General features: G+C 61.3%; 11 protein-coding genes. 5 read left to right on the top strand and 6 right to left on the bottom strand.

Translation table 11 applies throughout. The features are described from left to right. Positions 1–15 precede the first annotated feature (15 nt). Complete coding sequence (locus JQ848_RS01285) at positions 16–1,212, top strand: class I SAM-dependent rRNA methyltransferase (RefSeq protein WP_004419762.1); 1,197 nt, start codon at positions 16–18, stop codon at positions 1,210–1,212. Between the two features lie 147 nt (positions 1,213–1,359). Here JQ848_RS01285 and JQ848_RS01280 read toward each other — a convergent pair whose 3' ends face one another. Beyond that, the gene (locus JQ848_RS01280; RefSeq protein ID WP_202210199.1) at positions 1,360–3,054 is read right to left on the bottom strand and encodes a DUF4153 domain-containing protein; all 1,695 of its coding nucleotides are present in this window, start codon (positions 3,052–3,054) and stop codon (positions 1,360–1,362) included. A 317-nt stretch (positions 3,055–3,371) separates the two neighbouring features. Between JQ848_RS01280 and ilvD the strand changes: the two genes are divergently transcribed. Continuing rightward, a complete protein-coding gene (ilvD, locus tag JQ848_RS01275) occupies positions 3,372–5,219 on the top strand; it encodes a dihydroxy-acid dehydratase (RefSeq protein WP_004419765.1) in 1,848 nt (615 codons plus the stop codon). A gap of 821 nt (positions 5,220–6,040) precedes the next feature. Here the strand turns inward: ilvD and JQ848_RS01270 are convergent. Further along, entirely contained in the window at positions 6,041–7,096 is a 1,056-nt protein-coding gene (locus JQ848_RS01270) for an HAD family hydrolase (protein ID WP_003444524.1), read from the bottom strand. Positions 7,097–7,314: 218 nt separating this feature from the next. On the opposite strand from JQ848_RS01270, the gene JQ848_RS01265 reads away from it, so the two are divergent. Continuing rightward, the gene (locus JQ848_RS01265) at positions 7,315–8,706 is read left to right on the top strand and encodes an L-cystine transporter (RefSeq protein WP_003444526.1); all 1,392 of its coding nucleotides are present in this window, start codon (positions 7,315–7,317) and stop codon (positions 8,704–8,706) included. 50 nt (positions 8,707–8,756) lie between these two features. Here the strand turns inward: JQ848_RS01265 and JQ848_RS01260 are convergent, their stop codons facing one another. Further along, complete coding sequence (locus tag JQ848_RS01260) at positions 8,757–9,269, bottom strand: dihydrofolate reductase (RefSeq protein WP_003444527.1); 513 nt, start codon at positions 9,267–9,269, stop codon at positions 8,757–8,759. A 91-nt stretch (positions 9,270–9,360) separates the two neighbouring features. Between JQ848_RS01260 and JQ848_RS01255 the strand changes: the two genes are divergently transcribed. After that, positions 9,361–10,740, top strand: a complete 1,380-nt coding sequence (locus JQ848_RS01255; protein WP_202210198.1) for a DUF2868 domain-containing protein — start codon at positions 9,361–9,363, stop codon at positions 10,738–10,740. Continuing rightward, entirely contained in the window at positions 10,733–12,097 is a 1,365-nt protein-coding gene (locus JQ848_RS01250) for a GTPase/DUF3482 domain-containing protein (protein WP_003444529.1), read from the top strand. Before JQ848_RS01255 ends, JQ848_RS01250 begins: the two co-directional genes overlap by 8 nt. A 135-nt stretch (positions 12,098–12,232) precedes the next feature. Here JQ848_RS01250 and JQ848_RS01245 read toward each other — a convergent pair whose 3' ends face one another. The 3 genes from JQ848_RS01245 to JQ848_RS01235 form a co-directional block, all read right to left on the bottom strand. Continuing rightward, a complete protein-coding gene (locus JQ848_RS01245; protein ID WP_003444530.1) occupies positions 12,233–12,790 on the bottom strand; it encodes a phosphonate degradation HD-domain oxygenase in 558 nt (185 codons plus the stop codon). Further along, entirely contained in the window at positions 12,790–13,917 is a 1,128-nt protein-coding gene (locus JQ848_RS01240; protein WP_202210197.1) for a TIGR03364 family FAD-dependent oxidoreductase, read from the bottom strand. Before JQ848_RS01240 ends, JQ848_RS01245 begins: the two co-directional genes overlap by 1 nt. Before the next feature lie 130 nt (positions 13,918–14,047). Further along, positions 14,048–15,070 (bottom strand): putative 2-aminoethylphosphonate ABC transporter substrate-binding protein, encoded by a 1,023-nt coding sequence (locus JQ848_RS01235; RefSeq protein WP_003444532.1) that lies wholly within the window; start codon positions 15,068–15,070, stop codon positions 14,048–14,050. Positions 15,071–15,075: the final 5 nt, after the last annotated feature.

Raw genomic sequence — 15,075 nt, 5'->3', positions numbered from 1 at the left:
ACCCGGAGCGACGTCATGTCCCTGCCAAGCCTGCGCCTTAAAGCCAATGCCGATCGACGCCTGCGCGCCGGCCACTTGTGGGTCTACAGCAACGAAATTGATGTAGCCAACACCCCGCTGCACGGCTTCAAGGCCGGCGACCAGGCCGTGCTCGAAACAGCCGGCGGCAAGCCGCTGGGCATCGTTGCCATGAGCCCGAACAACCTGATCTGCGCTCGCCTGCTGTCGCGCGACATCAAATTGCCGCTGGACAAATCGCTGCTGGTACACCGCCTGAACATGGCTTTGTCCTTGCGCGAGCGCCTGTTCGACAAGCCTTACTACCGCCTGGTTTTCGGCGATTCCGACTTGCTGCCGGGCCTGGTCGTAGACCGTTTCGGCGACATTCTGGTGGTTCAGCTGGCCTCGGCCACCATGGAACAGCACAAAGACGACGTGATCGCGGCACTGGTACAAGTCATCAAGCCAAGCGGCATCCTGTTCAAGAACGACTCGGCTGCCCGTGACGCTGAAGGCCTTGAGCGTTATGTCGAAACCGTCTTCGGTCTGGTGCCAGAGTGGGTTGCACTGGAAGAGAACGGCGTGAAGTTCGAAGCGCCGGTCATGGCCGGCCAGAAAACCGGCTGGTTCTACGACCACCGCATGAACCGCGCCCGCCTGGCGCCGTACGTTAAAGGCAAAAAGGTTCTGGACCTGTTCAGCTACATCGGTGGCTGGGGTATTCAGGCTGCCGCTTTCGGCGCCAGCGAAGTGACCTGTGTCGACGCCTCCTCGTTCGCCCTGGACGGTGTTGAGCGCAACGCTGCGTTGAACGGTTTTGCCGAGAAAGTCACCTGCATGGAAGGCGACGTATTTGAAGCCCTGAAAGAGCTCAAGGCCAACGAAGAGCGTTTCGACGTGATCGTGGCCGATCCTCCGGCCTTCATCAAACGCAAAAAGGACCTGAAGAACGGCGAAGGTGCTTACCGCCGCCTTAACGAGCAAGCCATGCGCCTGCTCAGCAAGGACGGGATTCTGGTCAGCGCATCGTGCTCGATGCACCTGCCGGAAGACGACCTGCAGAACATCCTGCTGACCAGCGCCCGCCACCTGGACCGCAACATCCAGTTGCTGGAACGCGGCGGCCAGGGCCCGGATCACCCGGTGCACCCGGCGATTGCAGAAACGCGCTACATCAAGAGCATCACCTGCCGTTTGCTGCCTAACAGCTAAGACGCCTGAATCGCTGGCAAGCCAGCTCCCACAGTGGAAATGCCCTGAGCATATCTCGTGGGAGCCGGCTTGCCGGCGATGACTCAACATCCTGCAAACCGAGTCGCCTGCCTCGCCGGAAATCCGGCTCCCACAGGGGTGTCCTAGTTAAGGCTGCGGCGGTATCTCCGGTTGCGGGCTCAGTTGTTCATCCCCGGCCTGCAGCGATTGATAACGCGGCTTCACCACTTTCACCTTGCCCTGGCGAATCATCTCAATCATCTCCAGCGGGTTTTCGACACCTGTATAGGTGCCTGCACGCTGCCATTTGCCCTGCGCATCACGCTTGAAGAAGTACAGCGGATCAGACCAGCTGTATTTGGGTAACTGCAGCACTTCGTCCTGCCCGTCCTGATCCAGATCGACCGCCCACATGGCACATCCCGGGTACAGGCACTGCTGCCCGCCAATGCCGGGGTCGTTGAACTGCTCGCTGCCTTCCACGACAGGCCCGATCCACTCCAGAAGCCGCCCATCGGAGTCCCGCGCACCTTTACCGGCCTGGGCATCCTTGAGCCGCTTCAACAAAACTTCGCGCGCGGGTTCTGCCAACACCCGGCCCTGCTCGACTTGCTCCAGCAATGCCTCGAACGCCTGCTTGCCCGGTGGCCCCAAGCGATAGAGCAAAGTGTCGGCATCAAAGCTCTCTACCGGACTTTTAGCCTCCAGCAAGCGCTTTACCTGATTGCTGGCGCTGATCTGCAACGGACTGAACCACGGGGTATGAATCGCCAACAGCAGTACCACGCTGAGCAACGCAATCAGCGGGTTGCTGATGCGCAGGCTCCACAACCACTGACGCTGAGGCACCACCACCGCCCAGGCCGCGGCAAGGGTATGAACCAGCATCACCGCCACCAGCAACATCGCCAGAATGCGGCTGGGGGTCAGGCCATATTGTTCGATTCGCAGCCAGCTCGAATACCCCGCCAGCAGCACCAGTACCGGCAAGCACAGCAGGCACAGGTCAACCATGCGCAACAGCCATCGCGGATAACCGCTGCTCTGCTCGCCGACCTGGAACACGCCATTGAGCAGAAACAGATTGGCCGCCACCAGACACAGCATGATCGGCGTCGAATAGCCGGTGGCCCAAATGGGCTGCAGCCCGGTAAATAACAGGGCCAGGGTGAAGACAATGGCAATCAGCGAACTCAGGGGCAGCAGAAAGCGGCACAAGGTCAGCAAAATGCCGCGTAACAGACCGATGACACGATCGTTGTCGCGGCCCATCTGCAGGCCCAGGGCAAACACCATCATCGAACTGATGCAGATAAACCCGGTGGTGGAAAACAACTGATTGAGCGCCACAATCCCGAGCATCTTGAACAGGCTGCCCCACAACAGCAGCAGCGCCCAGAACACGCCGTTCAACAGCAAGCCCAGCAACACGATAAACACCGTGTCCCAGGCGTGGCGGAACAGGTCTTCGTAGCGCAGGAAGCGCCCTTCGCGGCTCGGCCAGCTGAGGATGAAAGCCGTCACTATATAAGTGATCACCACGGCAAAGCAGACCCAGGTGCCGGTCAGCCAGCTGCTGCTGCGCAAACTGTCGCCGCCCTCCCAGTACACCCAGGCGCTGATGGCGCTCATCACCAGCGTCAGCCCGAGCACCAGCCAGGCCGTACCGCGCTGACGCACGTCCGGCCCCAGCAGCACCAGGTTGATACCGCCGACCAATACCGCAGTGGCCAGGGCAAACTGGAGCCCCGGCTCGGTCAGGGCGCTCGCCAGCCACAGCAGCAGCCCTTGCGCCAGGCCAATGGCCAGGCAGGTTCGCACGGATCGGTTGAGGGTCAGCATACGAATGTCCTTATCGAAAAATCATGCCTGCACTCTATAGCCTGAACACTGCCAACGCCTACCGGCCCGCCAAATGCAATGACTCCTCACGCAGGCAGCCAACCCTCTACCCCATTCCCTCCCGCCGCCAGCCGTGTAGAATCGACGGATTCATCGCCAATCATCCCCGGCGGGTTTATGAGCTCAGGCCCTGACGCGCGGCGATCCCGCAGCGTTAACGGCAGCTTGCTGACACGTGGTCATTTTCTGTGTAGTCCGCCAGTCATTAGAAGCTCACTTCCCTGTTTGTTACCTGATTAGCCGCCCGGAGTTGTTCCATGCCTGACTATCGTTCGAAAACCTCCACCCACGGCCGCAACATGGCCGGTGCCCGCGCTTTGTGGCGCGCCACGGGGATGAAAGATGCCGACTTCAAGAAGCCGATCATCGCCATTGCCAACTCCTTTACCCAGTTCGTACCCGGCCACGTCCACCTCAAGGACATGGGGCAACTGGTAGCCCGCGAGATCGAGCGCGCCGGCGGCGTTGCCAAGGAATTCAACACCATTGCCGTGGATGACGGCATCGCCATGGGCCATGACGGCATGCTGTATTCGCTGCCGAGCCGCGAGATCATCGCCGACTCCGTCGAGTACATGGTCAACGCTCACTGCGCCGACGCCATCGTGTGCATTTCCAACTGCGACAAAATCACCCCTGGCATGCTGATGGCTTCTTTGCGCCTCAACATCCCGGTGATTTTCGTCTCCGGCGGGCCGATGGAAGCGGGCAAAACCAAACTCGCCAGCCACGGCCTCGACCTGGTAGACGCCATGGTCATCGCCGCCGACTCCAGCGCTTCTGACGAGAAGGTTGCCGAGTACGAGCGCAGCGCCTGCCCTACCTGCGGTTCGTGCTCCGGCATGTTCACCGCCAACTCGATGAACTGCCTGACCGAAGCCCTGGGCCTGGCGCTGCCGGGCAACGGCACGGCGCTGGCGACCCACAGCGATCGCGAGCAACTGTTCCTGCAGGCAGGCCGCACCATCGTCGACCTGTGCCGTCAGTACTACGTCGAAAACGACGAAGCGGTACTGCCGCGCAACATTGCCAACTTCAAGGCATTTGAAAACGCCATGACGCTGGACATCGCCATGGGCGGTTCGACCAACACCATCCTGCACTTGCTGGCAGCAGCCCAAGAGGCCGAAATCGACTTCGACCTTAAAGACATCGACCGTCTTTCGCGCCACGTACCGCAGCTGTGCAAGGTGGCACCGAACATCCAGAAATACCACATGGAAGACGTGCACCGCGCAGGCGGCATTTTCTCCATTCTCGGTTCGCTGGCCCGCGGCGGCCTGCTGCACACCGATCTGCCGACCGTGCACAGCAAGACCATGGCCGAAGGTATCGCCAAATGGGACATCACCCAGACCGACGATGAAGCTGTTCACACCTTCTTCAAGGCCGGCCCGGCCGGTATCCCGACGCAAACCGCGTTCAGCCAGTCCACCCGTTGGGAAACACTGGATGACGACCGTGAAAACGGCTGCATCCGCAGTGTTGAGCACGCCTACTCGCAAGAAGGCGGCCTGGCCGTGCTGTACGGCAACATTGCGCTGGATGGCTGCGTAGTCAAAACCGCAGGCGTCGACGAATCGATCCACGTGTTCGAAGGCAACGCCAAAATCTTCGAAAGCCAGGACAGCGCCGTGCGCGGCATCCTGGCTGACGAAGTCAAAGCCGGTGACATCGTGATCATTCGTTACGAAGGTCCGAAAGGCGGCCCGGGCATGCAAGAGATGCTCTACCCGACGTCCTACCTGAAATCCAAAGGCCTGGGCAAAGCCTGCGCCCTGCTCACCGATGGCCGCTTCTCGGGGGGTACTTCGGGCCTGTCCATCGGTCACGCTTCGCCGGAAGCGGCTGCCGGTGGCGCGATTGGTCTGGTACAGGACGGCGACAAAGTGCTGATCGACATTCCGAACCGCTCGATCAACCTGTTGATCAGCGACGAAGAAATGGCCGCTCGCCGCGTCGCCCAGGACCACAAAGGCTGGAAGCCGGTGGAAGTGCGTCCGCGCAAAGTCACCACCGCCCTCAAGGCCTACGCCTTGCTGGCCACCAGTGCCGACAAAGGCGCGGTACGTGATAAGGCCCTGCTGGACAAGCTGGTGCCATAAGCCGACGCGTCAAACAAAAATCCCGGCCATGTGCCGGGATTTTTTATGCCCGATACAAATCCATTTGTGGGAGCCGGCTTGCCGGCGATAGCAGCACGCGACCCGATCGCCCGAATCGCTGGCAAGCCAGCTCCCACAGGGAGGGCAGAGTCCCTGCTTTTATATTCAGGACAAATCCACTGTGGGAGCCGGCTTGCCGGCGATAGCAGCACCTCGATCCGATCGCCCGAATCGCTGGCAAGTCAGCTCCCACAGGGTAGGCAGAGTCCCTGCTTTTATGTTCAGGACAAATCCACTGTGGGAACCGGCTTGCCGGCGATAGCAGCACCGCACCCGATCGCCTCAATCGCTGGCAAGCCAGCTCCCACAGGGTAGGCAGAGTCCCTGCTTTTATGTTCAGCATAAATCCACTGTGGAAGCCGGCTTGCCGGCGATAGCAGCACCGCGATCTGAGCGCCTGAATCGCTGGCAAGCCAGCTCCCACAGGGAGGGCAGAGTCCCTGCTTTTATGTTCAGGACAAATCCACTGTGGAAGCCGGCTTGCCGGCGATAGCAGCACCGCGACCCGATCGCCCGAATCGCTGGCAAGCCAGCTCCCACAGGGAGGGCAGAGTCCCTGCTTTTATGTTCAGAACAAATCCACTGTGGGAGCCGGCTTGCCGGCGATAGCAGCACCTCGACCCGATCGCCTCAATCGCTGGCAAGCCAGCTCCCACAGGGTAGGCAGAGTCCCTGCTTTTATGTTCAGCATGAATCCACTGTGGGAGCCGGCTTGCCGGCGATAGCAGCACCGCGACCCGAGCGAGGGTTGTGCAAGCCTGTTACTGGATCTGATCCGGTTTGACGATCACCCAGTTCTTGTCCGCAGTCACCGGCAACCCTTCCCTGGCCTGGGCCGCCGCGTTTTGGGCCATCATGCCTTCCAGCTGGGTCATGTATTTGTCCTTGCGGTTGATCCACAGATGAATCCCGCCTTTGGCCACGTCCACCCCGTGGAACAGCATGTAGCCGTCACTGGTCGGGGTGTCGCCGCCCACCAGCACCGGTTTTTTCCATTGGTCGATGTAGGTCAGGATCGCCGCCTGCTTGCCCGCCATCCAGGTAGCCGGGGTCCAGAGATAAGGCGTGAGTTCCAGTCCGAGGTTGGCCTTTTCGTTGTAGGTACCCGCGCTGATCTGTTTACGGGCCGTGGTCAGCTCGCCGGTCTTGCGGTCTTTGAGCAAGGTGCTCACGCCAATTACGTTCTGCGGTTTGACGTTGTACCCGTACTTGGGGTCTGCCGCGACCATGCGCACCAGTTCTTCCGAGGCGGCCGTCATCACGTACACCTCGATGCCATTCTCCATCAGCTTGTTGAACAGCTCGACCTGGCCGGTAAACACCTTGGGCGGCTGTACCTCTGAAGTCTTGAGCGCGTCACCTTCGAAGTAAGTCACCGGCACCGGTTTGCCCGAGGCCATCAACTCGTCAACGTAGCCCTTGAGTTGCTGCAGGGTGAACCCGGAAAACACCTGCGCCACCCAGGGGTAGCAGACCATGTCGTCAACTTCGCACAATCGGTAGTAATAGCTGAACAGGCTCTCCTTGTGCTCGGCCGTGTCTTTGAAAGGGATCAGCTTGAGTGACGGGTCAAGGCTGTCACGGGTGATCAGGCCGCGGTTTTCCATATAGGGCAGCAGCGCTTCTTCCAGATCGTTGCGATAGCTGGTGTTGTCCATGTCAAAAACTGCAAAGTTACCCTTGTTCGCGTTTGCGGCGATCATCGCGTCCAGCTGTTTGGCCTGATCAGCCGGCCAGTGCTTCAAATCAGTGGCCAGGGCCTGGCCGGCAAGGCCCAGACACAGGGTTGCAGCGATCAACTTTAGACTCAGGTTCATCAGCTATGCTCCTATTTAAAGGCATCGACGCTAACAAACCTGCGTGACAGTTTTAACGTGAGCGCGACCGTTGACGTTCTAATAGCGCCACCGCCTTATTCCCAAAACCTAGGTACTCATTCCACAACGGTATATTTGCAGATATATCAACCTGTTAGGATTTCCGGTTCGAAATCGCTACAACTCAAGACTGGTACAAGTCGTCCCTCGGAGCTTTCATGAATTTCCCGCTGATCCTCAATCTGCTGGTGTTCCTCGCGTTGCTGTTCGGCTTGTCGCTGACCCGCCATACCGCGTGGAGCCTGGCGAAAAAAGTCTTGTTGGCGCTGGTTATCGGCGTGTTGTTCGGCCTGGGCCTGCACCTGGTCTACGGTGCCGACAGCACGACCCTGAAGACCTCCATCGGCTGGTTCGATCTGGTCGGCAGCGGCTACGTGCAATTGCTGCAAATGATCGTGATCCCGCTGGTGTTCGCTTCGATCCTGAGCGCCGTGGCGCGACTGCATAATGCCTCTTCCCTGGGCAAGATCAGCTTTCTGACTATTGGCACTCTGCTGTTCACCACCATGATCGCAGCCCTGGTCGGGATCGGCCTGACCAACCTGTTCGGCCTGACGGCCGACGGCCTGGTGGCGGGCGCGGCTGAAATGAGCCGACTGCACGTGATCCAGAGCGATTATGCGGGCAAGGTTTCGGACCTCAATGTGCCGCAACTGCTGCTGTCGTTCATCCCGCAGAACCCGTTTGCCGACCTGGCCCGGGCCAAGCCTACGTCCATCATCAGCGTGGTGATTTTCGCTGCGTTCCTGGGGATTGCAGCGCTGCAACTGTTCAAGGACGAGCCGGAAAAAGGCGGGAAAATCCTCAGCGCCATCGACACCCTGCAAGCCTGGGTAATGCGCCTGGTGCGCCTGGTGATGAAGCTGACCCCTTACGGTGTGCTGGCCCTGATGACCAAGGTGGTCGCCACATCCAACCTGCAAGACATCATCAAGCTAGGCAGTTTTGTGGTGGTGTCCTACATCGGCCTGGCGCTGATGTTTGTCATCCACGGCGTAATCGTGTCGATATCCGGGGTTAACCCGCTGCGCTTCTTCCGCAAGGTATGGCCGGTTCTGACCTTTGCCTTCACCAGCCGTTCGAGCGCGGCCAGCATCCCGCTGAGTATCGAAGCACAAACCCGTCGCCTGGGGATTCCGTCCTCGATCGCCAGCTTTGCCGCCTCGTTTGGCGCCACCATCGGTCAAAACGGCTGCGCCGGTCTGTACCCGGCCATGCTGGCGGTAATGGTTGCGCCGACAGTGGGCATCAACCCGCTGGACCCGGTGTGGATCGCGTCGCTGGTAGCGATTGTGACCTTGAGTTCGGTCGGCGTGGCAGGCGTAGGGGGCGGTGCTACCTTCGCCGCCCTGATCGTGCTTCCGGCCATGGGCTTGCCGGTGTCGCTGGTGGCGTTGCTGATTTCGGTCGAACCCTTGATCGACATGGGCCGTACGGCACTCAACGTCAGCGGTTCGATGGTAGCCGGTACGGTGACCAGCCAGATCCTGCACCAGACCGACAAGGCCATTCTGGCTGAAGACGATCACGGTGACCTGGCCCACGCCTGAACACCGCATCGCCCTGCAGGAGCTCGCTCCTGCAGGGCAGGTGCAACTCCTCAGATTTTTTCCCACACCTCAAAGCTGAACGCCGGTTTGTCATCCACCGCCGGGTGCGGCTCGTTCGATACCAGCTTCCACTGCGCCTGATCAAACTCGGGAAACCACGCATCGCCTTCCGGGCTCAGCCCCACCCGCGTCAGGTACAAGCGGTCGGCATCTGCCAGCCCCTGGCTGTACAGCTGCGCGCCACCGATCAACATCAGCTCGCCCACGCCCTGCTCTTTGGCCCACTCTTCAGCGCGCTCAACCGCGGCCTCCAGTGATGCAAAAACTTCGGCACCTTCGAGCTGCAGACCGGTCTGACGACTGACCACCAGGTTCAAGCGGCCCGGCAACGGGCGGCCCAGGGAATCCCAGGTCTTGCGCCCCATGATGATCGGCTTGCCCAGGGTGGTGGCCTTGAAATATTTGAAATCCGCCGGCAAATGCCACGGCATGCTGTTGTCGACGCCGATCACGCGGTTTTCACCAAGTGCCGCGATCAGGCTGAGGGGGAGTGATTTTTTCATGGGCGCGAGGATACCAGAGCCGCCCGCGCCAGCAGTACCCGGTCCGACGTAACAGCGGGTATGCTCTTGGCTCACTTGAATGGAATGTCGCGTGACTCAACTTTCCCCCCTGCACCGCCTCTGGCTGACCGAAACCGTGCGCCTGCGCGAAGAACACGCTGGCCCGCTGGATGATCTTGAAGCCAGTCGCCGCGCCCGCACGGGCGGCGGTGATTTATCCACACGCCTGCAAAACCGGGCCCTGTGGCTGGCCGAACGCGATGGTTTACTCAGCGCCATGCAGCATTGGCTGCAAGGTGCCCGGCTGGCGTTACTGGTGCTGGCCGTACTGGCCGTGATCAGTGGCGCCGGGCTGGCCTTTGCCGCCCTGGGCGACGGACAAAACCCGGTCAATGTGTTCTGGGCACTGGGCAGCCTGCTCGGGTTCAATCTGATTCTGCTGCTGAGCTGGGCGCTGGGCCTGCTGTTTGCCGGCGAACACGGCGCCAGTCTGGGCCGCCTCTGGTTGTGGCTGAGCGAAAAATTCGCCCGCGACGCCAAGGCCGCGCAACTGGCGCCGGCGTTGCTGCTGTTGCTGCAACGCCACAGGCTCAATCGCTGGGCACTCGGCTCGCTGGTCAATGGCCTGTGGCTGCTGGCAATGCTCAGCGCACTGCTGATGATGCTGTTGCTCATGGCCACCCGCCGGTATGGCTTCATCTGGGAGACCACCATTCTGAGCCCGGATGTGTTTGTGGCGGTGACCCGCAGCCTCGGCGCACTGCCGGGCTGGCTGGGGTTCGGTGTACCGACGGATGAGATGATCCGCGTCAGCACTGACACCCGCTACAACAGCGAATTGCTGCGTCAGGCCTGGGCGGTCTGGCTGGTGGGCATCGTGCTGTTCTACGGGGTAATACCGCGTCTGCTGCTGGCGACGTTCTGCCTGTGGCGCTGGAACCACGGGCGCAACGCCCTGCAACTGGACCTCAACCTGCCGGGTTACAACCAGCTGCGCGAGCGCCTGATGCCCAGCAGCGAACGCCTCGGCGTCAACGATCTGGCCCCCGAACAACTGCACAACGTGCAGGCCGGGCATACCGACTTGCAAACCGATGGCGCGCTGATTGTGGCCATCGAACTGGACGATCAACACCCCTGGCCGCCCAAACTGCCCGCCACGGTCAAGGACGCCGGCATCCTCGACAGCCGCGAATCCCGGCAAAGGCTGCTGGAGCAAATGACCCGCTTCCCGCCGGCCCGCCTGGCCATTGCCTGCGACCCGCGCCGGTCCCCGGATCGCGGCAGCCTGGCGCTGATTGGCGAACTGGCACGCAGTGCCGCCCAGACCCGCATCTGGCTGCTGCAGGCACCGTCCGGCCAGGCGCTGGACGCTGACCGCCTGAGCGACTGGCATAACGCATTGCAACAACTGGAGCTGCCGTTCGCCACCAGCGCCCCCCTGAACTGGCTGGAGACAGGCCATGACTAAGCCACTGACCCTGGCCGTGGTCGGCCATACCAATGTCGGCAAAACCTCGTTGCTGCGCACTCTGACCCGGGATGTCGGCTTTGGCGAGGTCTCCCATCGGCCCAGCACCACCCGCCATGTCGAAGGCGCGCGGCTGTCGGTGGACGGCGAACCGCTGCTGGAGCTGTACGACACTCCCGGCCTGGAAGACGCCATCGCCCTGCTCGACTATCTGGAGCGCCTCGACCGTCCCGGCGAACGCCTCGATGGCCCGGCACGGGTGGCACGGTTTCTGGAAGGCAGCGAGGCGCGCCAGCGTTTTGAGCAGGAAGCCAAAGTCCTGCGCCAGCTGCTGGCCTCGGACGCCGGTCTGTATGTGATCGACGCCCGCGAGCCGGTGCTGGCCAAATACCGCGACGAACTCAGTGTGCTGGCCAGTTGCGGCAAGCCGCTGCTGCCGGTGCTGAATTTTGTCAGCAGCCCCCAGCATCGCGAACCCGAATGGCGCGAAGCCCTGGCCCGCCTTGGTCTGCATGCACTGGTGCGGTTTGACAGCGTGGCCCCGCCCGAAGACGGCGAGCGTCGACTGTACGAAAGCCTGGCGCTGCTGCTGGAACATTCACGCGAGGCCTTGCAACGCCTGATTACCGACCAGCAGGCACAGCGCGAGGCACGCAAGCACAGCGCCCTGCGCCTGATTGCCGAATTGCTGATCGACTGCGCCGCCTGTCGACGCAGTGTGGTCAGCGAGAAAGCCGCCGAGCAACAGGCCATCAACGAACTGCGCCAGGCAATCCGGCAGCGGGAACAGCGCTGCGTTGAAGCCTTGCTCAAACTCTACGGCTTTCGCGCCAGCGATGCTGCGGCCAGTGATTTGCCGTTGCTGGACGGCCGCTGGGGCGATGACCTGTTCAATCCCGAAACGCTCAAGCAACTGGGGGTTCGCGTGGGCAGCGGGATTGCCGCCGGCGCTGCAGCCGGGGCGGGAGTGGACTTGATGGTCGGCGGCCTGACGCTGGGTGCGGCAGCGCTGGCCGGAGCCATAGCTGGCGGCGCCCTGCAGACCGCGCGCAGCTATGGCAGCCGCTTGCTGGGTAAATTCAAGGGCCAGCGCGAACTGACCGTGGACGACAGCGTGCTGCGGTTGCTGGCTCTGCGCCAGCGCCAACTGCTGCATGCATTGAATGCCCGTGGGCATGCGGCGGTGGACAGCATCAAGGTTGCCACCCCGCAGGACAAGACCTGGCGTGAAGGCAAACTGCCGCAAGAGCTGAACAAAGCCCGTGCGCACCCGCAGTGGTCATCGCTCAACCCGCACCCGAAACTGAGCCAGAGCGAGCGCCAGGAGCAGATCGGGCTGCTGGCCCAACAGATCTGAACAAACCCCTGTAGGAGCAGCCGGTCGACGCTCGATTGCTCGCGAGCTCTTCATGACCGCAGATTAAAAGCTCGCGAGGCAAGCTCGCTCCTACAGGTCATGGGCAAAAGGTCAAAAGGTCAAAAGGTCAAAAGGTCAGCTGGCCAACAGCCGCACTGCCTTGTCCTTGAGAATTTGCAGGTCGATGACCGGCACCTGCATCTGCTTGGCCTGTTCGTCCCAGACCCGCATCCGCAAGCTGAGCTGGCACAGCGGGTCTTGCTCGAAGGCATCGGCTTCTGACTCGCTCATCACCCCGCCCTGGTAGCCCAGGGTACGAATGCTGGCTTCACTCAACAGCTGGTAATAGCCCGGTTGACGCAGGGTCAGGTAGCGCTTGGCCTGCACGTGGTACTCCACCAGCTTCGCCATCCGCTCGCTGAAGCCTGCGCGGCGCAAGTAATCAGCCCCGACCCGTTCATGACTGACCACCCCATAACCGCCCATGTTCTTCGCATCTTTGCCACACAAGTGCCCGATATCGTGAAAGAACGCAGCAAGCACCACTTCATCGTCACAGCCTTCAGCCAACGCCAGCTGTGCGGCCTGGGACATGTGTTCGATCTGCGACACCGGCTCGCCAATGTAATCATCAGCGCCGTACTGGCGGTACAGGCCAAACACCTCTTCCACCACTTGCTGCGCCTCGCTCATCACACCTCCTCCAGCAGCCGGGCAATATTGCCTTCGGCCATGGCCGGGCCCACGCTCATGCCCACTCCGGTTTGCATCAGGGCGGCATTCAAGCCGGGGGCTACCTCCAGCCAGGTGAACGGTTTGGCCCCCCGGGCACCATAGACCCCCTGCCAGCGTTCAACCACCTGCACTTCACAGCCAAGGGTTTGCTCGCACAGTTGCAGCATCCAGTTGTCCACCTGTTCGCCGTTGAACGGTGATGGATCGCCACCGTAATCGTGGGAATCACCGATGATCAATTCGCCGTAAGGTGTCGGGCTGACCAGCAGATGAATCCCGTGCCGGTCCAGATGCGGGCTGTCGCGCAGGATCTGGGCCTGTACCGCTGCCGCTTCCGGCAAGTCGGCAAAGGCGCCGTAATGCACGCAACTGAGGCCGGTCATCAGCGCATGTTGCAGCTGCAAATCAATTTTTGGTCGTACACGCAGCATTTGCAGACGGCAGATCTGCGGCTCGAGGCGGGCCAGCGGTTCAGACAGCAGGGTCAGGTAGTCATGCCCCGAACACACAATCACCTGAGCGCCTTTAAAGCTGCCGGCAGTGGTATGGACCAAGCCTGGTTCGACCTCGCGGACCAGGGTCGAGAAGTGAAAGTCGACCCCCAGCTCCCGTTGCAGGTACTGGATCAACGCCGGGATCGCTTCGCGCGAGTACAGCTGCAGGTCATCCAGCCCGTGCAGTGCGGCGCGATGATGGCTGAACTGGCCACCGTAGAGGCGCTGCATATCGGCGCCGCGCAGGAGTTCGGCGCGGTAGCCGAATTCAGGGCCACGGCCCTGGCAGAAGGTGTGCAGAAGATGCTCTTCGGCCTCGGTACGGGCGAACAGGTACGAACCGTTTTGCTTGAGATCAAAGCCCGCATGCTGCGCCCAGCCGGTCCAGATTTCACGGCTGGCGCGGGCCAGATCCAGCATCACGCCCGGCGGCTGGCCCGTCACCAGCGCCATGCCGAAATTGCGCACCGAGGCCCCCAGCGGGGTGCTGGTGCGCTCGAAGACCTGAACCTTGAGCCCGCGCCTGGCCGCCGCATAGGCGTGGGACAGCCCCAGAATACCGGCGCCGACGATAAGGATTGTTTGAGTCATAAGCATGTCCTGATGGAGCGGGCTTCTGTAGGAGCAGCCGGTCGACGCGCGATTGCTCGCGATCTCTTCATGACCGCGATTAAAAGCTCGCGAGGCAAGCTCGCTCCTACGGGTTTTATTTGCTGAGAAATTACTGCGCCACTTTCTCGGACTTGCCGTCATAGCGCTTGCGCCATTCGGCCAGGATGCTGTCACGATTCTGCGAGGCCCAGGCGAAGTCGTTCTTGATCAGGCGCTGTTCGTAGTCCGCTGGCAGTTCGGTCTGAGGCTTGGCGATGCCGGGTTGCGCGAGTACGGCGAAGTTCTCTTTATAAAGCTCCATCGCTGCCGGGCTGGCAGAGAAGTCGGCCAGCTTTTTCGCCGCCTCTTCATGGGGCGTGCCCTTGATCACCGCAGTGGCTTCGATTTCCCAGCCCAGGCCTTCCTTGGGCAACACGATATCCAGCGGAGCACCCTGGCGCTTGAGTTGCACCGCCGGGTATTCGAACGAAATACCGATCGGGAACTCGCCAGAAGCCGCCAGTTTGCATGGCTTGGAGCCGGAGTGAACGTACTGGCCGATGTTCTGGTGCAGGTCATCCATGAACTGCCAGCCCTGTTTCTCGCCGAAGGTTTGCAGCCAGGCACTTACGTCCAGAAAACCCGTGCCAGAGGACGCCGGGTTGGGCATCACGATCTTGCCCTTGTATTCCGGTTTGGTCAGGTCCTGCCAGCTCACCGGTTTGCTCAGACCCTGTTTTTGTGCCTCGATGGTGTTGAAGCAAATGGTCGCGGCCCACACGTCCATCCCCACCCATGCCGGTGGATTGGCTGGATCGCGATAGTTGGCGCCGATCTTGGCCAGGTCTTGGGGTGCATAGCTTTGCAGCATGCCCTGCTGATCAAGTATCGCCAGGCTGGAGGCGGCCAGCCCCCATACCGCATCGGCTTGCGGGCGGGCTTTTTCCGCCAGCAGCTTGGCGGTGATGATGCCGGTGGAGTCGCGCACCCACTTGATCTCAACGTCCGGGTTGGCCTTCTCAAAAGCCTGCTTGTAGGTTTTCAGCTGCTCGGCTTCGAGGGCCGTGTACACGGTCAACTCGGTTTTGGCAGCAAAGGCGTTGAAGCTAAAAGCAGTGAGGACAGCAGCGGCAAGGGCAAGTGGCTTGAACATGGTGC

Source organism: Pseudomonas paraversuta (assembly GCF_904067025.1).
Classification (GTDB): Bacteria; Pseudomonadota; Gammaproteobacteria; order Pseudomonadales; family Pseudomonadaceae; genus Aquipseudomonas; species Aquipseudomonas paraversuta.
This window is presented reverse-complemented; position numbering and strand designations above follow the sequence as displayed.